Source organism: Chitinophaga varians (assembly GCF_014529945.1).
In the GTDB taxonomy this organism is placed as follows: domain Bacteria; phylum Bacteroidota; class Bacteroidia; order Chitinophagales; family Chitinophagaceae; genus Chitinophaga; species Chitinophaga varians.
In genome coordinates, this window is sequence record NZ_JACVFB010000001.1 from 1,279,085 (window position 1) to 1,301,327 (window position 22,243).

Here is a 22,243-nt window from a genome sequence, read left to right on the forward strand (position 1 = left end):
TCATAGTGGAATTTTTAAGGGTTTTTTTAGAAGATATTGGTCTGTGCTATCGTTGCTATGGCCAAGGCGGCGTGTTTTGAAGAAGAAAGGGTATACAGGCGGGCATGCCTGCTTATGGCATCAACCGCCGCCATTGTTCGGGTGTTTGATAATGTCTGAAGTGCCTGATCCGGTGAAACGTAAGGTAGTTGGCATTATGCTGGTTGTCGGCTCCGCCTTCCGCATCATCAAAAGCAGTTCTCGACACGGCAATAATGTCCTTGTTGTCAAATTGAAAATCGATGTATTGGAAGCCATGTTTCGCTACATCCGGGTGATGCAGCACAATACCACGGACCTGCCAGTGTTTCAGGTCAGATGATGACATCAACGCGGCGGTGTTCCGGGTCCTTTCGGGGTTGCCGCCCCTGAATATCGCCGGCACGTAATTGCTGATGGTCCAGTACAGGCGGCTCACGCTGTCGTACCGTACCGCGAATTTCTTACAGCCACCAGGGAAGTCTATGAACCCGGTGGCAGGAGTGAAGGCTATTTTGCTGCCATCATCGTTCACATCGATGATGGCCGCTTTTTCATCGCCGTTGACACGATAGTCTGTTCGTAACATCGTCACTACATGACCATCCGGACCGCCGATGGCATTGCCTTCCAGCCAGCCTCCAAAATGGCCGTCGAGGTAGGAGGAGTCGTATCCGAGTTTATTGGACACCGTCCAGCTGCCTGCGTCCAACAAATCCGCGTCTGCCGGCGCGGAAATGAGGAAAGAACGAAATCCGTGCCCCCATTGGCCTCCCGGCCCGCCGAGGTCTTCCAGTGCCTTCCATATGCGCTGCTTATACATGAGCACCGGCGTAGCGGCGGCATGAAACTTCCCTTTCAGCAGCCTTCCCTGATGTTCTGTATTTGGCTGTGTCCAGGAGTGGCCGCCGTCGGTGGATTGGCGTATAACGACATCCCCGCCGCCGGTTTCAGGGCCTATGATAAAGACCGTATTATGATGGACAAATAACTGTGACCATTCCTGACCGTCAATTTCTGCTATCTGTTGCCACGATCTCCCCTTGTCGGCAGAGCGATATATCCGGGCCCTGCTTTTGCCTGCACGGCCCGGACCAAAATATTCGTGACTCGCCAGGTAGTCTCCATTGGGCAGTATGCAGATGCTGGGAGAACCAACGTATAATTTCTCCCGCGCGGCAACGTGTTGGATGACGACCCCGGGTACCCGGTCGGGGCGGTAGTCCTGTGCGAAGGACGACATAGTGAGGAACAACAAGGAGAGAAGGCCGGCACTTTTCATTTGAAACGACGTATTAATTCCAGCCATTTCGAATGTCTTTGGCAACATTAGGATTGTAATTTTTTTCTACATCAGGAATCGGAAACAGCAGGTGTTTGTCCTGGAAGGGTTGTGTGCCGCTGCCGGGCTCCGCTGCTTTTTCCGCATTGATCGTTTGTTTGATAATACCCCATCTCAGCAGGTCGAAATACCGGCATTGTTCTCCGCACAGTTCCAGCTGCCGTTCACGCATCAGTATTTTCATGGCGTTGTCTTTATCGCCCAGGGTGGTATACTGGAAAGCGCCGGAACGGGCACGCACGCTGTTGATCAGCGCTAACGGCGCGCTGCCTGTATTGCTTTGCTGGATGTAGGCTTCGGCCAGCATCAGCATCACGTCGGCCAGTCGGATCACCTGTCCGTTGATAGGGCTTTTAGGATCGCCATATTTTTCCATGAGATGATAGTACTCGTACTTCTTCCAGCGATAGTCGCCCTGTGGATCGGTAGCATCGAAAGGAAATGGTTTGGCGCCGGTGGCACATTGCTGGCAGTACACGGTTTCCCCTCCTGAAGCGGCGGTGCCGTAGAAGGTGGATTTGGCACGGGGATCAGTATAAGACAGACCTGTTTCGGGATGGAGATAGGTAAAGGCTTTCACGGCGGAATTGCTGATGTATACGTTCTTCCAGTCGTTCCAGCCATATTCCATCGCGCGGCCGGTATGTGTTTGTTTACCTACCTGTTCGGCTCCATTGCCAAACATATAGTAGGGAGAACCAATCGCCCAGTCGGTCCACTGCTGGTCCATGATCTGGAAGATGTTTTCCGGCGTGTTCTGATTGGTGGTACTGAAAACATTATCGAAAGAGGGATCTAGCTTGTAGGTGTATGGTGCGCCCATCAGTTTTTCGAAAGATGCTTGTGCAGGCGCCCATTTTTTCTGGTACAGATACACCTTGCCGAGCAGGGCTATCACGGCGCCTTTGGTGACCCTGCCTAATTCTGCGGCCGGATATACGGTAGGCAGTTCCGCGGTGGCTTCGGCTTCTGTCAGGTCTTTTTCTATCTGCTTCCACACTTCAGCTGCAGGGCTGCGGGATAAATAGTTGTTATGAAGCGTGGTTTGATAATCGATATACAAGGGTACATCTCCCCATAAGGTGACTAAATGCAAATACGCATATGCGCGGAGGAACTTTACCTCTGCGAGGTACTGATTCAGCTTGGCACGATCTGCGGTGGCGGTGGGGTTCCAGGCTGCTGCCCGGTCTATCACCAGGTTGGTCCTGAAGATCATCCGGTAGAGAGAACTCCATAGAGCGCCCTGGTCGGCGTTGTTGGTACCAAAGCTGTAGTCGCCCAGCTCCTGTTCTGCTCCCAGCAGGAAGCTGGCGCGTTTGGCTTCATTGCCCATCAGGTCGAAAATATAATAATACTCCCTGGCCCATAACCCGGGATGCAGCAGCGTAGCGTAACTGGCGATGGTGGCCTGGTTCAGCGCGCCGATGTTGGTGAAATAGGTGTCGTAGGCATAGGCGCTCTGGTCCACCAGGTCGAGGCGCGATTTTTTACATCCGGTGGAAACCGTCATCAGCGTGGCTGTCAGCAGTAATAGATATATATACTTCTTCATAAGATCACATTTAAAAATTAAAACCCTAATTGAATACCGGCCAGAAAAGTTCTGGGCTGTGGTACCTGTCCCTGATCAATACCGCGTGCAAACAGGTAGTCGCCCGCTACTTCCGGATCGTACCCGGTGTATTTGGTGAGGGTAATTAAGTTTTGTGCGGCTATGTAAAGGCGGAGTGATTTAACGGTGCCTTTCGTGCGACTGTTTAATATCGGCGCGGGTACGTTGTAGCCAACGGTGATATTCCGTAAACGCAGGTAGCTGCCGTCTTCCAGCCAGAAGTCGGAAGGACGGAGGTTACCGTTGCCGGTCACATTCTGGCCCACTCTGGGCAGAGCAGCTACATCGCCGGGTTTGCGCCACCGGTCGAGGATATCGGTAGTGGCATTGTGCCCGGTAGACATGAAGCTGGTGTTTAGTTTCAAACCATTCAGCAGTTTGGTGCCACTGATACCTGACAATACAATGTTCAGGTCGAAGTTTTTGTAGGTGATGCCGGCATTGATACCATACACATATTTGGGAATGGCGTTGCCTAAGATTTCCTGGTCTTTTGCGGTCACCACGCCGTCGCCGTCAATATCTTTATAAATGAAATCGCCGGGCAACAGACCATCCTGATACTTCGCGTCCGGTTTGCCTGTTCTTTTGGCGGCTTCCAGGTTGAGCGCATTGATTTCTTCCGCATCGCGGGCCACATGGTCCAGCCGGTAGCCATAGAAAGAGCCGATGGCATAGCCGGCAGCGGTATAGGTGGTGGCGGGTACCGGCGTGAAAGCGCCGGCCTGTATCGGCGCTGAAAACTGATCTCCTAATGATAATACTTCGTTGTGGTTGATAGACCCGTTAACGCTCACGTTGAAGCTGAAGTGGCTGTTGATCCTGTCCTTGTATCCGATCGTTAATTCAAAGCCTTTATTGCGGGCGTCAGCGGCGTTGACTGTTTTTCGTGGCTGCGTTCCCGTAGGACTTACGCCGATACTGGCCGGCAGCAGGGTAGTGACCAGCAGGCCGGTACTTTTACGATTGTACCAGTCGGCTTCCACGGTAAGGCGGTTATTGAAGAAAGCGAGATCGATGCCGATATCGGTTTGGTTGGTCTGTTCCCATTTTAAATCCGGGTTGCTTAAGGTGGTCAGCGTAGTGCCGGACACAAATGTTTCCGTGCTGCCCAGCGAATATACCAGTGCGCCGCCCGGCGTGCCCTGATACGTTTTGGCGGTATTGAGGAAGTTGGGAATATTGTTGTTGCCCGTTTGTCCCCAATTGACGCTCAGCTTGCCCTCCGTTAATACCGGGAAAGCATTTTTCATAAATGTTTCTTCTGAAAAGCGCCATGAGGCGCCTGCCGCCGCGAAATTGCCGTAGCGGTTGTTGGGACCGAAGTTGGAGGCGCCGTCCCGGCGATAGCTGGTGGTCAGTATATACCGGTCATCAAAAGTATAGTTTACCCGGCCGTAATACGAAATCACGGAAGGGCGTGCATAGTTGGAGTAGGTACTGGTAACGGCTTGGGAGGAAGCCACCACCACGTTAGTGAGGTTGTCATTGGGCTGCCCGGTGCCGCGGATGGCGGAGCTGTTGGTGGTGCCCGGATCAATGTAGCTCTGTCCGGCGACCATAGAGAGATGGTGTTTGCCATGTGTTTTTTCGTACGACAGATAGTTTTCCAGCATGTAGTATGCGTTCTCTGTAAAACTCAGGGTCGACTGGCGGGCCTGGTTCAGGAAATTGGAAGCCTGGTACTGTTGCTGGTAGCTGTTGCTCCGGCTGGAGTTTACTTCCGCTGCAAACTGTGAACGGAATTTTAATCCGTCGATGAGGCGTACTTCCCCGGACAGTTGCGGAAAGAACGCCAGTGATTTGGTCGTTTGACTTTTCATGGCGATTTCCTGTAAGGGATTCACCGCATTACTGAAGTCATCGATGTTGGAGAGGATAGAATATCCGCCCTGGACCGAAGGGTCGAGGATGGGTTTGTAGGGAGCATATTGTATCGCGTTGATAATATTGGCGTAGTTGCCTTTGCCTACGTACTGACGAACGATGATGTTTTGTGTAAACCGAAACCGGCCCAGTGTTTCTTCGAGGCCTACGCGTGCCTGGAACCGTTTGTTGGTGGCATCGGTTAAGATCGCCTGCTGATCTATATAGGTGGCAGATATGCTGTAGTTTACTTTTTCACCGCCACCGCTGATGTTCAGGTCATTTTCGGATACGAGGGCATGGCGGAACACGGCGTCCTGCCAGTCGGTGCTGTCCTGCAACACAGCGGGGGTATTGAACTTCGCCGGCAGCACGGTGTTCTTGGTGGCGGCCAGGTCTTTCAGCGCATCCACATATTGTGCGGCATTGAGCAGATGCAGTTGTTTCCAGGCTTTGGAGATGCCCCATTGCGAGGTGAAACTGACGCGGGGCGGACCGGCCTTTCCTTTTTTGGTGGTGATGATCACCACGCCGTTGGCGGCAGCGGAACCATAGATAGCAGTAGAGGAGGCGTCTTTCAGAATGGTGATACTCTCTATATCCTGGGGGTTGAGGGTGTTGAAAAGGTTTTTGGTGCCCTGGATGCCATCTATGACATACAGGGGATTGATGTCCGTGAAGCTACCGGTGCCCCTGATGATGATCTGGGCATCGGCGCCTGCGCTGCCACTGCTTTGCAACACCTGTACGCCGGCAGCTTTACCGATGAGCAGCTGGGAGGGATTGGTGGCGTTGACCGCACCAGCTTCTTTCACGGTTACGACGTTAAATGCACCCACCACGTCTTTTTTTCTGGCGGTGCCATATCCTATCACCACGATGTCGTTCAGCGCCGATACCGTTTTAATAAGGCGTACAGAGAACGTAAGCGTGGCGCCCGATTTCAGGGATACATTGTTTAGTCGCTGGGTTTCAAAACCCATGTAGGAAACGCTGAAGGTATATTTCCCTTCAGGCGGCAATCCGGAAAAACGGAATACGCCATTGCTGTCTGTTACCACGCCGGCGGTGTACTTTGTTTTTTCATTGAGCGCCACTACAGAGGCATTGGGGAGCAGATCACCCTGGTCTGTGCGCACGGTGCCGGTCACCTGCATGCGACCTTGTGCGTGGGTGATCATGGAAACGCCTGTTATCAACATGACAAGAAGCAGAAACAGACGCCATTTTGGTCGATAGAACATCTTCATAACTGGAACGTGTTTTTTAATGCGGGGCATAACAAGCCCCGGGGCGCTAAAGCGTCCACTGGTGGAATAGGACTATATGTGTGAATTATTGCTTTTTAATTATAAATCCGCTGTCATGCCGGATCAGCTTTAGGTTGTTGGGAAGTGTTAAATCTGTCAGGATCTTCTCCAGCGAATCTGTTTTTTCAAACTTACCATCGAAATAAATGGCTACTACGTCTGAAGGATAGTAGTAGATGGCTGTTCCGTAGTAATTGCTCAGCTGGTCCAATACCTGCGACATTGGTTGATTATTGAATTTATACCAGTCCGGTTTCGTATAACCGGTATTGTTATTACCGGCTTTTACCAGTGCTTCCGCCTCCTTCCCGCTGAAGTCGGACACTAACACTTTTCCTGTTTTGCGATAGTAGTTGAGTTGTTTGCCGGGCGTCAGTACAATATCGTTGATGACTTTCTTTTGGTTGACAGCTCCCTGTACCATTACTTTTCCGCTGTTCAGTCTTACGCTGATCATATCTTCCCCGGGGATGGCTTTCACATGAAAATAGGTGCCCAGCGCGGTCGTATATAGTTCACCGCTATACACGACAAACGGATGTGATTTGTCGGCGGCTACCGTAAAATCGGCTTCTCCTGTCAGGTAAATGTTCCTGTTTTCCCTGAATTGTTTGTTGTAGACGATGGTGGCGGCAGGCAGTAGCCGTACAACAGAACCGTCCGGCAATACGATGGCCATGGATTGTTGGCTGGTGTTGGTGGTCTGTTGTTGTTGTTCGGAAGGGATATTGGTGGTGGTGGCGGGATTGACTGCTGCTATTGGTTGCGGGTGGCGGCGCAGCAGCAACAGGGTGCCGCCTGCCAATACGCCGGTGGCCACCGCTGCGATAGCCAGTCGTTTCGCCCATTTCTTCCCGCTATGGACCGATACGGTTTGTTGATGAATATTTTTCAGCCACTGTTGGGAAACGGTTTCGGGAAAATAACCGTCTTCCTCCAACTGAAGGAATTCCTCTTCCGGTACGTATTTCTCCAGCATGTCCGGGTTGTCCTGCAGGTAATCGGCTACCATGCGGGCTTCCTCCGGCGTGCATTGATGGTTGAAGAACCGTTTCAGTAATTCATCATTGATCATATTATATACGGCTGATAGATAAGTAATACGTTTGTGACGCACGAACTACGTAGTCCGGGGTAAAAAATATTTTAAAACCGGCAAAGCCAGGGCAGGAGGGAGATCAGCAGCCCGAGATAGTGTTTTATCTGTTTGATGGCCTGAAAAATATGTGTTTCAACAGTTCTGGATGACAGGGAAAGTTCGTGTGCGATCTGCTGATAGGTCATTCCGTTAAAGCGACTCATCTCGAATACTTTACGACGCATCGGCGGCATCTCTTTCAATACAGTCGCCAGTTTGGCCTGTAGTTCCTTCTCCGCCAGTTTCCCCCACAGGTCCTCTACCGGAAGGGTATACCTGTCTATTACATGGACCACCTTTTCCTTGTACACGGTTTCTTTGCGGAGGAAGTCGATCAGGGTGGTGCGGGCAATACGGAACAGCTGTAACTGTATGTTAAGGTCTTCGGTGAGATGTTCCCGGTAGTTCCAGCATTTGATGAAAGTAAGCTGCGTCACCTCTTCCGCAATGAAGGATGACTTGGTTTTCCGGAGAATAAAATAGTAGACCCTTTTGTGCCAGGAATAATAAACTTCATTAAAAACCAAAAGGTTACCTTGTTTCAAAGCAGCTATCGTATTCAAAACGTGGCAGTTTACGCCGGCAATTTAAATAAATAAATGTGGAAATTCAGGTTGACATAATTTCTTGCGGCATATCGGTATGAAATATGAATGTCGTTGGTAATAGACACCGGGGAAGATGGATATGGCGGTTTTGCTGGTAGGATATCGTGGCAGCGCGGATCTATAAGTACTACAATGCAGGTAGAAAAATAGCCGTTAATCAACCCGTTAACGGCTATTTTTATGTTATCAGATTACTTGGTGTTCATGCTGTTGATCAGCGAAACCAATGTGCTCGCACTAACAGGAGCGGGATTGAAAGTAACGGTAGTATAGTTGGTGCCCGCAGCAGGTGCAGCGATGGTCACTGTTTTCTGCTCGGCATAGAACTGACCGCCAATAGAAGAGATAGCCAGGAAAGTGCCTTTCTGTCCTACAGGGATGGCGTTCTGGTAGCTCAGGAAACCTTCAAAGCCTGCCGGTGGCGTAAAGATGGTGTTGTAGAATTTGACGATGCTGTTGATGCCGGTCGGTTTAAAGTACAGCATGGTAGGCTCTTCGCCGCCGAAGCTGGTGCCGGTAGCCGGATTGTAATTAGAACTGAAATAGGCCAGTACGGTGGTTTTGGGGTTAGGCAGACTCATTAACCGGTCGCAATTGGTCCATTTAATCAGGCTGTCCAGTCGGAAGTTGAGGGTGCCATTGCTACCATCAAACAGGGCATAGGCAGACGCGGGATTAGTTACCTGCTGCCAGTCTACGCCTTTGTTGGCGCTCACAGTAGTAGACAACGTGATGAACTGGTTAACATAGTTGTAGCCGGAAGTGGTGATGGTGATGGAGGTATCGCCATTCCACATGGGGATGCGCTGGTCGGCTACTTTAGCAGGCGCCTGAACGTTGATGGCGCTGTCTTTACGTAACCGGAGCGGCGTGGCGCCCTGCGTGGCTGAAACAAAAAACTCACCGAAAGATTCCAGCGGTGCACCGGTATTGGTGGCCGTAGGCCTGTCTGCGAAGATCATACCGGCAGCGGTGCTGATTTCCTTTACAGTGATGGTGATAGGGCCGCTGGCCGGGCTGCCGTCAGGCCTTACCAGCGAGTTACGATAAATGGTGTACTTCCTGCCGCCTTTGGTGGTAAAGGTAGCGTTCTCCTGGAGGTCTACGGTGTAGGTTTCATACGCCGGGCCATTAGCTCTCAGGAACTGGTGGAGTTTGGATCCGTCCGGATCAGGTGCTGCTGCAGTGATACCGAGTTTTTCTTTGGAGGAATTGGTGGGATCAGAAAGATCGTTTTTCATTTGCTTGGTACATGCGCCAAGCAGTAGGAGCACGGCCATGCCGCCTGCCACGTAGTAGGATTTAATGCTCATAAGGTTGTCTTGTGGGAATTTAAAAATCGGGTTTCGAGTGATCAGTTATTGGCAACGTGTTTATAGGTTGAGGCATGAAGTTACCATGTCTAACTGCTATGATAATTCAGATAGATAATTATTTTTATCTTATAGGAATAGTAGGGATATGCTACAAAAGAAAATCCGCATCGATCGTATGATGGATGCGGATTTTCAGGGATTATTTTTTAGCCAGCGCAATAGCATAGGTGGTGATCGCTTTGACCGGTGCATTGTTCGTGGAGGACCTGAACCGATAAACATCACAGAATGCCTGGGTCGTTCCGTCCCTGAACTTTAGCGACCCTTCCGCCACACCGTCGTATCCGTGTGTAACAATGGTATGGATGGTCAGTTCTGTAACAGCCTCGCTCCGGGACCGCTGCAGCGTTGTAAGGACAGGTTCCTTCCCTTTAATGGACGCTCCTCCAACCATATTCCATTGGATATCTTCGGTCGTATGTTGATCCATAAATGCCCGGTCCTTATTAACCATCGCCACGATAAGGTCTTTCACGAATAGTTTCTTCGGTGCATTACCACAGTCTTCCTGAACATGAATTTTTACCATAAGGTTTTTGTTTTTTGATGATCATCCACACCACGGGGAACTGGTTGAAGATAATGAATTCCCGGTAATCCGGCACGGAATGTCACGTGGTGCGGCAGGTGTGGCTGTCTTCGCTTTATATTAATTAGCGTATATTTATTTTCAATAAAAGGCCGGAACGATTTTTATGAATAAATTATTGCTGGTATTGGGCGCTCCCAATGATCACGAAGGAAACCTCTCGCAGATAGCACAGGACAGATTAACCTGTGCGCTCCATTTTTATAACGCAAACAGTGATGTGAAACTGATTTGTACGGGAGGCTTTGGGCAGCATTTTAATACAACCGACAAACCCCATTATTACTACGCTAAAAAATACCTGACAGGCCAGGGCCTTTCCCCAGCCGTCTTTCTGGACTGCCCACCTTCTTCCAATACGATAGAAGATTTTCAAATGACGAAAGATCTGGTGTTGGAAGAAAAGCCTGACATACTGGTGGTTATCACCTCCGACTTTCATCTTTCAAGGGCCCGGTTCTTATTCCATAAGTTTATCAACTATCCGAAAGTTGTTTTCATCCCCGCTGCTTCTTCGCTGCCGGAGGACCAACTATTGCCCCTGCTGGAGCATGAGGCCCGGGCATTAAAAAAGCTACAGGAAGCCGATTCCATCTAGTGTCTTGTATTAATGCCCGGGCGCCATCAGTTGGTCGTCGTTTGTCTTTTACCCGATATCTGCAAGTTTCAGATACAAACGGGTTAACTGGATTAATGGTTTCGGTTCATCAGTCAGATTGGAGAAAATGGTAAGATTGAAATTAAACGCCGCATTGGCCTTATTAGGATCATTCGTTTTCAACCAGTCGCTAATTACTTTTACCCAATTGTCGATCATGCCTTCAGGCGCCTTGTCAGGATGCGCACCCAGGTCGAATGTCCTGGCGGGCTGCATCATGACGGGCAGCTGTATTGTGTTACCTGGCAGGTTCACCTGGTAGTCATAGGCGACCACCACGTTAAAGCTCAATTTACCTTGTTGGTTTTTCTTCAGCAGCGCATCAAACAAATTGTTCAAATGTGTCTGTAAAGGGGCAACCACGGGTTGGCCTGTAGGGATGGTGGCAATATTAATGGGCTCATTGCGGACAAAGTTGGGATAATAGTAATTAGGAAACTCAACATTTCCGGTTGTATATACGAATGCATGGTTCGTAGGTTTACCGGGCACCAGATCAGCATTTCTGTCCATATACACACCAACGCCGGCATCCTGCCTTGCCAGAATGTTTAACTTCTTCAATACCACTGTACGTTTGGCAATCGTTTGTCCGATGGAAGCGGGTAACAGGCTGCCATCCTTTATGTGTTTGTAGTAATAGCAATAGAAGCCCGTTTCACAGGGTGTATGTGACACCGTTTCATAGTCATCAATTGTTACCACCGGAATACCAATAGCTGCCTGCACTTCAGCCGTAAGGCCAACGGATACCAGTAATACGCCTTCCTGTCCGTCGATAGTGGCGTTGCCTTCTTTTACAACAAAAGCATATGGTCCGTCTGCGCTGGCAACTGCGCGCATGTCCTGTTGCTGAACCTGCAAGCCAGTCACTTTGGCCCTGGTGATGATATTGCCTACCATGGTGGTGTAAGCTGTCAGCACAGTGGCCGCCGCGGTGATCGCCGGGGTGTCGCTACTCATGGTTACTGCCGACAGCGTACCCAGCGCTTCATTGATTTCCGGCATGACCGTGATGAATTGTGCGATATCTGCAAATGCGTCCTCCAGCCCTGCCACATCGCTGGTGTCCCTGAGCACCAGGTTAAATTGTACGCTGAAATGTAGGATATCCTGTGGGTAGTGAAAAGGCTGGCTATACGAAAACAGATAGTCCCAGTCCAGCAGGTCAGACAGCGCATCGTCGCTGTTATTGACAGACAACTGGCCGGTTTGTTTATTCATGCCTGGCGCTGCCGGAAATACGTTGAGTGGCAGCGGTACCTGCACCGCTTTATCGGAAAGTGAGCGTGCCGACAAGATACTGCTGTCTTTACTGAAAAACTGTAACCAGGAGGACGCTTTATAGTCCTTAATGCCCGGCAGCTCACCGATTTGATGCTCGATGGCGCTTGCTGTATAAGACAGGTCCAAATCCAGTACGGATAATACTTCCCCTTGCTGTCCCTTTATCATTTGCGGTGCGGACATCAGGAACCTGACACCTGCCTGCTTGTCGGGCGCCAGGCTTATTTTGGGCGCGGTGAGCTGGATGTTCTGCGATGCCCGGGTTCCGCCGTCATCTTTCTGAATAACGTTTCCATACAAATAGGCAGGTGCCTCCAGGTTATTGTGATAAACATTGGCTGAGAACTGAAGTCCTGATTGCACGCTATAGGCATTGGATAGTTTTACCAGCAATGCCTGTTTAAAGTCTTCCCGGATATCAGTAGGATCTATGGTCACCTGGTCTTCAAAAACCGGTACCATCAATTCTTTCACGATATCTGCCAGTTGTTCTTTCTGACTGATCAGGAGATCGAAGAAGGAGGGAGCCTGCGGGTTCTCATTTTTAGTCCTGAAATCTACGATCTGAATGCAGGTCACGAAAGCCGGGCTTAGTAACTCATCAAAGTTTTCGAATACCTGTTTACACCAGAGATTAATATCGACATCAATAAAATCTTTATGAATACCACCTTTGCAATCCAGTCCTGTTTTGGGGTCGAACGTGCATATCGGGACCCCTGTTCTGCTGATCAGTTGATTGGCAACCGGACGAGGAGCAAACAGTTTCGGTTCTTCCTGTTTGTTGATCTCGAAGCCCAGCGCCGGCGCTGTACCGGTATTGGTGGCATCCAGCCGCACCACCCATAAGGTGGAATCAGCCGTCACAATAGAGTCAAAACGATCTACTCCCGCAGCTATTCTAAGTTCCAGGCTTCCGGAAAAGGCAGTTTCAAAATCGGTCACAAATTTCGTGTAGGTGTTACCGTTACTGGCCGACAGGTCAGACTGTGGGGCAATAGTAGTGGTGGCTGTCAGGATGGAATCATCTGTACTATCTGCCAGCAGCCTGTTTCTCCGGATGGTAAAATCAAGCGTGAGCTTGAAGGTGTCTTTGGTTGCTATATTGGCCGGATTGATATTAAACATCACCACGTGCTGTAAATCGGGGATAACGGTGGTGTCTTTTCCGGCGGCCCTGTTGTCTATATACTGGTAAATAGCGGCCAGCCAGTTTTGGACCAGGGCAGTGGTTTGCGTAGTATCCAATATGAAATCGGTACCGGGGACCAGGCTGGTATTGACCATCATTTTAATACCGTTCCTGTCATTCAGTTGATACCAGATTTGCTCATACAACACCTTGTCGCCGGCAGCCTTGGTCATGATGGTAGAGGTAGGCGAAATAGCCGGATTGGTGGAGAAGGTGGCCGCACCTGTATAGCTTTTACTTTTCTCCTGATTGAAGATATTTTTTACCTGTAGGGAAATATCCACACCTGGTACCAAATCGCTTACTTTTATCTGTACCGATTTCTTGTCTGTATTCAGTGAGATGGAAACTATCTGAATGCCGTCGCTGAGACTATAATTGGCGGCGTCTGTGGCGGAGGTTTCATCCAGCGCAACGGTGAAAACGGCAGTCAGGGTGTTGTTATCATCCGCCTTGACGATTAAAAGGCCGTCGTAGGCCGCTGCATCGAAGTTCAGGATGAGGTGTAATGCCGGCTGACCGCTTATGCCGGGCACCTGCCAGTTGGAACTGATGGAAGGCCATCTGCTCAGGCCCACCAGTGTATCGTAGTATTTGATCAGAATGGGGAAGTTGTTCAGGTTATTCCCATCCTGTAAATTATCCAGTGTTGTCAGCAGTGAATTACCATAAACATCCTGCCAGCTGTACCTGATCTGGAGAAGGCTGCCGAGTCCCTGGTATGGGTCGTTTTCAGGAGCGGGCAGGCCCGGTGTTGCCTGCTGCATAGTCTTTACAACACTGGTATAAGCGAGCGAATTGGTGTACTGCCACTGATCATCAACGCCCAGTACAGGAGGAAGGAGGAATTTGCTGTCATCATCCGAGGTCGTTCCGGGAATGACAGGGCATAAAGGCAGACTGAGATTACTATTGTCGAAGAAGGCATTTTCAGATATCCGGTAACCCAGCAACGAGAAGTTATTTTGCAGGAAATTCAGCGCGAAGTCTTTGTCAGCAGGATTGTCGGGTACAGGTGGCGCTACTTTTCGAACGGCTTTAACGGCCATTTCACCTTGTTTGATGGTAGACTGGTTGGTCAGTGGCCCACTTGTAAATGAAATGGTTTTCCCGGGTTCAAAAATACCGGTGACGTCTCTGTTAGCCAACGCTATACCGGAAACGGATATACTGTAATATCGGGCGATGTTGCCGATGTTGGTTCCTCCCTTGCTGGTTCCCACCACCATGGTATGGTCGGGCAGGTAAATCGCGGTAAATACAGGAAGCGTGCTGTCCCAGTTCGTTATTTGCGGATTGGCGCTTTTCACAGATTCCGGCGTCACCTCAAAGTAGGCAGCGATATCATTCAATTTCCAGCCCGGGGCCTGGTCCCTGACTTCATATACACCGCCCCGTAAGCTTAATACAGCGCCTGTCCGAAGGGGAATATCTTTATTTTTGGCTGCTATCTGGTCAGCATCTGCAAAATAATCCCGCACAATTCCTGCCAGGCTTGTTTGGTTGTCGGCAGTGATCTGAAGGTCCTGCATCAGGGTCCGGGCAAATAGTGTATGTGATGAGAAATCAACAGCGCGGGCAGTGGCCAGCACATTCATATAGCTGCAAAGCTCATTACGCTGTACGCCACTGAACAATACTATCAGTGAAAGCTGCGCATTGCCCTGATTGTCGAAAATGCGGTCCGGAAGTCCGGCGTTGCTCTTATCATTGTAGTAATACAGGTAGTATCCACCCTGACTGGTGATACTTGCCTCCCATAACAAACGGATAAACTGCGTGGGCGCGATCAGATGCTGTGCTGCCGCTGGTTGTCCGTCGTTATTCATGGCGGATACATTGGGTGCCGTAACAGTGGTGAGGTTTACCTGCGCCAGCCCGATGGTCAGCTGGTCCGGGTTGTCTGTCTGAATGCCGCCGCCGGCCGTTTCATCTGAACTTTGTGTAAATGCGAGATGAAGGCTGTTAATCAGACTGTCATTATCACCGATCTGATCTACCAGTTTTTCCAGCAGCAGCGTATTAAAACCGTTTGCACCTGCCACTTCGTAGGTGGTGGCAGTGGTGGGGCTTTCCGGGACAGGACTTATTTTCCTGATAGTAAAATCTATCCGTGTTCCCCAGCCATAGTTGCTAAACGAACTATATTTCATTTTCTGGGCAGCCTCGTCGTAAGTGCCCAGTTGGATGTTCAGGAGCGGATTGATTTTATGTACGGCCAGGTCCGGCAGATTCAGCAGGGAATCGGGAATTTTCCATAACCTGAGCTGTTGCGGTTCCCCGGTATTTCCCGGATAAGGCATACTGATATAGGAGGGAGATGCCCAGTTAATGTCGGAATTGAAGGTATACGTATTCGCTTCGATGCTAAACAGCTCCGGCGTTCCCAGTTGTGTCAAACCAACATCCAGGTAGTTTTTGGTAGCGAAAGCTGTCAGTGCCACCGCTTCTTTATACTGCAATGATTCCGGCGTGATGGAAATGGATAGTGTGGCTTGTTTATCAAAGCTGATCCATTTACAACCATTATTGGTAAATGTCAGGGTCAGGCTTTGGCCTGTAGAGAGCACAGGAACGGGGAACTGTTGGCCCGACAGGGCAAACAGGCCAGCATTCTCCGGCAGGCTATAGTCGTCTTTATCTCCTGTCACCCACATGCCGGGATATTTGGGGCTGAGACCTTTTGTGGGAAGACGCAGTCCGGCCATATAGTATCGGGACGTAAGACCTGCCAGGTGCTGTAATCCCTGTGTGTACTGGATTTCCTGTAACAGCGCTGCTACGTTGAACTGTGGCAGCTGTACGATGTTCAGGTCGGGGTTGTCTTTGGCGTCAAAGAGATCTTTTATTTTCCCGTTTGCCGGGATGTTTGCCAATTGCTCCAGCGTTACACCGAACGTGGTGGCTATTTCATTCAGCTTGTCTTTTTCCTTCGCTTTATAGTTGAATTCCGGCAGCCACAACGTAGAGGCGGGCACCAGCAGATCTTTCAGCGTCAGTATATTGCTATATTGCAATAACTCATCCACGTTGACTTCCAGGGCTGTTGCGATATTCTCCAGGGTCTGCTGCGGCAGGGTGCTATAGGGTGGTTTTCCGGTATAATTGATTTCTGAGCCGGCTTTCACGATACCGGCGGTGGTGGCGTTTTGTCTGGCCAGGCTTTGAGCGGTAAATCCTGCTGCATATATTGCCAGCGAAGCGATAGCCGAGAATGTATCACCTGTCTGGATGATATATGGTGTTCCGGCAATTGTTATCACACTTTCTGCGCTTACATCATGCGTTTTATTATCGGTAAAAAGTTTTTCCAGCGTATATTCCTGCCCGTTAGTCAGGCCTCCTGTCTGGTTCACCCACTTCACAATATCTTCTGTCAGCTGCTCCGGTTGGATAGGATACACATAGGTCTTCAGTGAATTAACGGCCATTTGCAACATCTGTTTGGCCAACAGCGCATAGTAGTCGGAGAACACGAAACTTCCGACAGAAGGGCCGTTATCATCACTCAGGCTGAAATTTTTGTAACCGGCTTTTTCTCTGGTGCCCACATTGACGGCTATTTCATTAAAGTACACCCGTAAGGCAGTGAGGTAGTCAGTAGAGGTGGCATTGTAGGCGGCGTAGGTATATGCTAATGGTTCCGGTTCGCCGGGGCGTTCCATGGAAAAGCCCACCGACGGCAGGACAGGGAAGTAGGTAGCATTAATTTCCGTGCTGTTCGCCGCTGCATCCGGGCCGTGTACCACCACGCTGAACTGGCGTTCCATAAAGGTATTGATGTCCTTTTCCGGAATGGGGATATCGTTATTGGGCGCACTTAGATAGTTCAGCAGGATTTCCAGTTGCTCCAGGGTCACCACGGACTGGTCTACTTCTTTTTCCGTTAGCGGTTGGGTTTGCAATGCGGCAAACATCCATCTGAACACTTGTTTGGCGACTTTTTCAAAAGCACTGTCAGTGGCCTGGTCCGCTGCTTTGAGCCTGCAACTGAGGAGGTCGTCCTGTGGCGCTTTTACAGACTCCATCATCATCACCGCTACGCCACATGCCTGCTGGCCTGCCAGCGTGGGTGTTTTTTCGTTTTCATCCCGGGCGGCGGTAAGACCGAGCATCAGGTATACCGGCAGTTCTACCGGTGAACCGGCAGGCAGCAGGTTGTCCCAATGAAGCACAGGTGCTGCTGCCAGCAGTTTATGCTGTAGCAGCCTAACGGCCATGCCTGCACGTTCCAGTCTCCGGCTTTGTGCCAGAGAGCGTTTTTCTGTACCGTCGGCCCATGGCGCTGTTCCGCCCACTGCCGGTAAGGTGAGGTGGTGCTGGATGCGCAGGGAGAAGCTAAAGCTGATAGTGATGAACAATATCTTAATGCTGGCAGAAGCCCTGACACTGGCGGTAAGGGCTAATTCTATCGGTTCATAGGGCGCAAAATAAAACTGGGCAGTAATGATAATTTCAATATCCACACTGGCTTTGATAATAGCAAAATCCACGGTGCCGTATAGTCTGCCGATAAGTCCCACTGTGCCGCGGATAGAGAAGTAATAATCCGTTTCTATCCGATCACGCTGCCCTGCTGGTGCGGGCAGGTAAGGATTCCATTTGGCGATCACCCCTTCGATGATGGCAGCTACGGTGAGACTGAATCCTGCACTGAGGATGCCCATGTTAAATTCGTATCCCAGGCCTATCTGGAAGCCCACCCCGAAAGCGACTACCGGGTTGAAGATACCTTTTTTGGAAGCCGGTACTTTGGTGGTGGTGGCGCTGGACAGCTTGGCGAAATACAGGCCTATGGACCCCATCACCGGGATGGGTACGGGAACGAATATGATGGTCTGAAGCGTAAAGGAACGCGAGAAATTGGCATTCCATGGGAAACCCAGGTCTACCTGGAAATCTCCGTTGGTATATACCTGGATACCAAAGACAGGCAGCACGATATTAAATTGTCCTAACCTGATATAACGCATCACGTCGGGCAAGGTTATCTCAGACTGATATACGCCTACGGACTGGCTGACCTGCCGGTACATGACCTCGAATTGCAGTCCTTTGAAAACTTTTGCCGCATCACCGTTGAGGGCTATACGAAGACCATAGAGGTTGGGGTCGGAGAATACGATCTGAAGATTGAACACATAGTCGCTTGGCAGCGCCAGCACTCCTTGCCCGGCATCCAAAGGAAGCCGGGATTTTGGCGGAGGGTCCTGGCTTATGCGTAATAACCCGAGGTCCATTCCTACCAGCCAGCCATTGTTGGCATTCAGGGCCACGGGTGGAAGTTGACCTTTGGGTGTGGCCGGTAATTTCTCCATGATGGAAATTGCCTGCGCAATGCTGGTGGCGCCGGCAAGCCCCTTTACGTCCACATGCTGTCCCATGGCCAGCATGCGCAGATCTATGTATTTGTTGCCCTGTGCCGGCGGAGCAGGTGTCGTTTCTGGTTTGGATGCATCCCATCCGAGTGGTTTGCGGGGATCCTGCTGCCATTTGAAATCCCCCAGCAGCTGTACCTGCACGCCATTCTGATTCGGGTCAGGCTGATCAGACTGGTAAGTCAGTTTGAATCCTGTGATAGTAGCGATGTTGATGCCAAATAGTCCTATTGCTATCGGGTTCAGCGCTATTTCGAGCCCTACCTGTTTATCGGTCAGGTTAAAGGTAAGGACGAGATTATTCAGCGCAACGGAGTTGAGGATGTTCCATGGTGCGCCCAGACTGAATTTACTACCGGTGGCCCAGCTGACCATGGTTTCCACCATGCTGCCAATAGTGGTGGATTGTGTGAAACGCAGGGTGGCGGTGGTTTTGGGAGGAGTGCCGGATTGCGTTATTTTGCCTTCCAGCTGTCCCCATTTAATACCAAAGCTCTGATAGCCCGGGGCAAAGTCGTAGTATACAGTAAGGTCTATATTTTGCCAGATGATATCGGCCTGACCTGTTCCAAAGTAACCTGTGGCCGGAACGGTCTGCAAAATAGAGGCAAGTGATACCAGGTGGTTGTCCGGCAGTAATACCGGTACCTCGGCTTTGCCCGAAATTGTTTCGCGGCCGCCGAAACTTTGGGTGCCGCCATTGTAGCCCAATTTCAGGTTGAGGTACAGGGACAGATCAATGCCGGGTATCAGGACAGGATCGGCTGTTTTACCGGTGAATAGCCACGAGTTGGTGGCCGTTTCAATCTCAAGTCCGAGACCATCGACGTATATTTCAAATGTAGTATCCCAGCCCAGATATTGCTTTAGCAGCGCCAGCAACGGCACTTTACCGGAAGTCTGTTGCGCAATAAACCGCCAACCTGCTCCATTGCCCAGATACATAGCTGTTAACAGCAGGCCGACGTTTGCGCCGTCGGGGAGAATAATAACGGAGCCACTCAGGCTGCCTGTGCTCCAGCCGTCACCACCGGATAGTGATAACGAGATGTATTCAATGGTTAAGATAGTCCTGCCTGCCACCACGATAGGCCAGTTCAATTCCAGCGTGGTGTCCACCATATATTCGCTTCCGTTGGAATTGTAGCTGAGTGATAGTTCGGTAATGGCTGGTTCATTACCTCCGGGCCAGGAAGGAGAGGCCCCCGGCCAGAATACCTGTAGCAGATTGTTTAAAGGCAATTCGGGGCTGTCGAGCTGACCGCTTAGCCGCAGTCCGGGGACCTGGGCCGAAACACTAATACGGGGTGAGTTGGCCTCAGTGCCTATTACCAGGTCACCGCTAACGGTAACGGATGTTTTACGGTTGTTCAGATCACCCGGCGAAAGAATGGTGATCAGTACACCGGCATTGTCAACAGCCAGCCTGTCCAGTAGTTGCCACTTATCAGGGGAGCCAATTTCGACAGCGATGGATTCGATGATGCCCAGTTTGGAGCTGTAAGTAAACTGAATGGACTTCACCCCTACATTGGCCAGCTTTTGTATAGGCTCGGGGACTAAGGTTTCGAGGTTGATGCCGCCAACGAAACCTAAGAAGGTAGAGATAGAGGCGGGTTTCGTGAACGTGCCGGAACAGGTAGCCAATCCGTTTGAATCAGGAAGCGTGAGCGACAAGGTGAGGTCTGTGCTCTGTAACATCACACTGATGGTCCCGGAAGGAGGAAGGCCGCCGTTTGCTACCAACACATGAAAAGTGGGCGCTTCGAAAACAATCCACGGTATTCCGTTCAGGCTCCAGTTGTCTTTGGCAACAAAGTCGGCTGCGCAGGCAATGTCATCCATCCTCATATTGAATACAAACGTGCTGTTGGCAAGTACGCCGTATGCATCGGTCTTTCCGGTCAGGGTAACGGTATCAATCTGGTTGCTCTCATCTCTGTGGGCTTCCACATTGGCCTGATCAATGATCAGTTTACCACCATAGGGCGTTAACACGTCGGCAAAATAATCATGGATACCGCCGGTCGTTAAAATGGTGCCCAGCAGGTCCACCATCGATGTGCTGTCTATTTCAGCTTTAATCTCATTGTAAAGTTGTTCCAGCGGAGGAAGTTCACCGGCGGGCCTTTCAACTTGTTGTCCGGGGAAAAGCGTGGGATAATAATTGGCGAATACGGAAGTGCCGATGACTATTTTATCGTTGATAGGTTTTTGAAAGTACTCCTGTACCGAGCCAAAGTATTTGGTAATGTCGGTATTGTCTGTAAATGTCGTAATGAAATCGGCCATTATTTTACTAGGGGCTTCGTCGACAGCTAATGGCCAGAAATTCAGATCTCCCTGGATCTGGTTAGCAATATTTTGCATGGTGCGGATAACCGTCCCGGCGCTTTTTTCCCCGACATTGCCGGGTGGATAATTATTCTCTGTGCCAATATATCCAACCCTTAAAGTGTGCAGGTAAGGCTTCCCTGTCATGATAGCTGGTACTGCCGTGTTCTGGCCTTCAAAGACCGGCAACAGGCCAGCCACTTTCATCACATAGTTAAATACGATGGAGGGTACACGGTCTGCCTGAATCATCAACACCCGGTGAGGATTGTCGCTTAACCAAATGAGCAGGCTGTAAATACTGGTTCCAATATCCGTATAGTTGATAATCTTTATGAAATCCATGCCCTGTGCATGGAAAGAGCGGAATCTGGCATTCGCTCTTTGTACAGCACGCTCCACAAACTCACCGGCTTTAGGGCCGGCAATTCTGGATTGCAAAAGTTGCTGTAGAAAGTTATCATAGGTTGTTCGTCCTCCATTAGCGATGGAGAGTACTTTAGCCAACGTCATTTCCTGGTTCGTACCAGGAATGTATGGACTGAAGTTGATAATAATAGGAGGCTTGATTTTGCCTGCGGCCCCGCTCCTCAATGCTGTTTGAAAGCTCGCCAGCGCCAGCGACAGCCGTTCACTTACCGGCTCTCTGAAGGCAGTTTCGGCAGGGTAATTAATGCCATAGATGGGCACAATGCTATACTCATCAAGGTTCTCTTTTATCGTCAGTATCTGAAGTATTTTCAATAACGTTTTCCCGTTGGCAGAAAGGTTTGCGGCAATCGTATCCCAATCCTGTGTCGTAAGATCTGGAATGGGCGTGAAAAAACTACGTTCTGCCACGTAGAGCGGCGGAAACATATCAAAACGTTGTATAAAGGTGTAAGGATAGCTGCTGCCGCTTCTGCATAGCTGCTCTATGCCTGTATCGAGGTTCAGCGCGTATACATTTACCGTACCGGACACCGGTTTTCTGTAAAATAGCAGGTTGCCTGGAGAAAGTCCCCTGGTGGCGAATTTTTTTACTTTCCACTTATAGGGCTGAAGCATTAAAAAACACTTGGTCCGCAAAGGAAGAAAGGAAGCCTCCAGGAAACCCAGGACCTCGTTATTGTTTATATAATCACAGGCGCCGGTGAATCCAAAGTCCACATCAGTGGCGGGAGGGGCGTCATCCAGAACTTTAATTGTCACAGTCGCTTTATTTAACCGGCCGCCTGTTGCCTGATTCCGTAGTTCCGGAATAAGTTCCAGTACTTTGGGAATATCTTCGTCAATATTTACAAATATTTCAACAGTCCCCGTATAATCACATCCCAGGGGATTGACGGCTGAACTGTCGCAGATGCGCCTGACGATGTTAACAGAGGCGCTATGATGTCCATATCCCGGTCCGCCCGCAACAAAGCACCTGATAACAGCCTGCTTACCAATAAAAACCTTAAAAAGCCCCATACCCTGTTCCAGGTATTCTTTCACTTTGCGAGAGGTTACTTCACCAAAAAATTCAAAATCGGGAAAAGGCATATCGCTTA

9 protein-coding genes are annotated in these 22,243 nt (G+C 50.1%); 1 reads left to right on the forward strand and 8 read right to left on the reverse strand.

Annotated features, from left to right (window positions below; genetic code table 11):
* Positions 1 to 112: 112 nt before the first annotated feature.
* From ICL55_RS04715 to ICL55_RS04745, 7 genes are all read right to left on the reverse strand, one after another.
* A complete protein-coding gene (locus ICL55_RS04715) occupies positions 113 to 1,300 on the reverse strand; it encodes a sialidase family protein (protein ID WP_188094880.1) in 1,188 nt (395 codons plus the stop codon).
* 13 nt (positions 1,301 to 1,313) lie between these two features.
* On the reverse strand, positions 1,314 to 2,915 hold the full coding sequence (locus ICL55_RS04720) for a RagB/SusD family nutrient uptake outer membrane protein (RefSeq protein ID WP_188094881.1): 1,602 nt from the start codon (positions 2,913 to 2,915) through the stop codon (positions 1,314 to 1,316).
* A gap of 17 nt (positions 2,916 to 2,932) precedes the next feature.
* Positions 2,933 to 6,091, reverse strand: a complete 3,159-nt coding sequence (locus tag ICL55_RS04725) for a SusC/RagA family TonB-linked outer membrane protein (RefSeq protein ID WP_188094882.1) — start codon at positions 6,089 to 6,091, stop codon at positions 2,933 to 2,935.
* Between the two features lie 85 nt (positions 6,092 to 6,176).
* Entirely contained in the window at positions 6,177 to 7,226 is a 1,050-nt protein-coding gene (locus tag ICL55_RS04730) for a FecR family protein (protein ID WP_188094883.1), read from the reverse strand.
* Positions 7,227 to 7,297: 71 nt separating this feature from the next.
* On the reverse strand, positions 7,298 to 7,852 hold the full coding sequence (locus ICL55_RS04735; protein WP_188094884.1) for a sigma-70 family RNA polymerase sigma factor: 555 nt from the start codon (positions 7,850 to 7,852) through the stop codon (positions 7,298 to 7,300).
* A 236-nt stretch (positions 7,853 to 8,088) separates the two neighbouring features.
* A complete protein-coding gene (locus tag ICL55_RS04740) occupies positions 8,089 to 9,210 on the reverse strand; it encodes a hypothetical protein (RefSeq protein ID WP_188094885.1) in 1,122 nt (373 codons plus the stop codon).
* A 202-nt stretch (positions 9,211 to 9,412) separates the two neighbouring features.
* A complete protein-coding gene (locus ICL55_RS04745; protein ID WP_188094886.1) occupies positions 9,413 to 9,802 on the reverse strand; it encodes a nuclear transport factor 2-like protein in 390 nt (129 codons plus the stop codon).
* Between the two features lie 166 nt (positions 9,803 to 9,968).
* On the opposite strand from ICL55_RS04745, the gene ICL55_RS04750 reads away from it, so the two are divergent.
* Complete coding sequence (locus ICL55_RS04750; protein WP_188094887.1) at positions 9,969 to 10,460, forward strand: YdcF family protein; 492 nt, start codon at positions 9,969 to 9,971, stop codon at positions 10,458 to 10,460.
* Positions 10,461 to 10,508: 48 nt separating this feature from the next.
* On the opposite strand, the gene ICL55_RS04755 is transcribed toward ICL55_RS04750, so the two are convergent.
* Entirely contained in the window at positions 10,509 to 22,235 is an 11,727-nt protein-coding gene (locus tag ICL55_RS04755; RefSeq protein WP_188094888.1) for a hypothetical protein, read from the reverse strand.
* Between the last annotated feature and the right edge of the window lie 8 nt (positions 22,236 to 22,243).

Coding starts and splice junctions, on each gene's coding strand:
- ICL55_RS04715 (WP_188094880.1), bottom strand. CDS start 1,300: ATGAAAAGTGCCGGCCTTCTCTCCTTGTTGTTCCTCACTATGTCGTCC.
- ICL55_RS04720 (WP_188094881.1), bottom strand. CDS start 2,915: ATGAAGAAGTATATATATCTATTACTGCTGACAGCCACGCTGATGACG.
- ICL55_RS04725 (WP_188094882.1), bottom strand. CDS start 6,091: ATGAAGATGTTCTATCGACCAAAATGGCGTCTGTTTCTGCTTCTTGTC.
- ICL55_RS04730 (WP_188094883.1), bottom strand. CDS start 7,226: ATGATCAATGATGAATTACTGAAACGGTTCTTCAACCATCAATGCACG.
- ICL55_RS04740 (WP_188094885.1), bottom strand. CDS start 9,210: ATGAGCATTAAATCCTACTACGTGGCAGGCGGCATGGCCGTGCTCCTA.
- ICL55_RS04745 (WP_188094886.1), bottom strand. CDS start 9,802: ATGGTAAAAATTCATGTTCAGGAAGACTGTGGTAATGCACCGAAGAAA.
- ICL55_RS04750 (WP_188094887.1), top strand. CDS start 9,969: ATGAATAAATTATTGCTGGTATTGGGCGCTCCCAATGATCACGAAGGA.
- ICL55_RS04755 (WP_188094888.1), bottom strand. CDS start 22,235: ATGCCTTTTCCCGATTTTGAATTTTTTGGTGAAGTAACCTCTCGCAAA.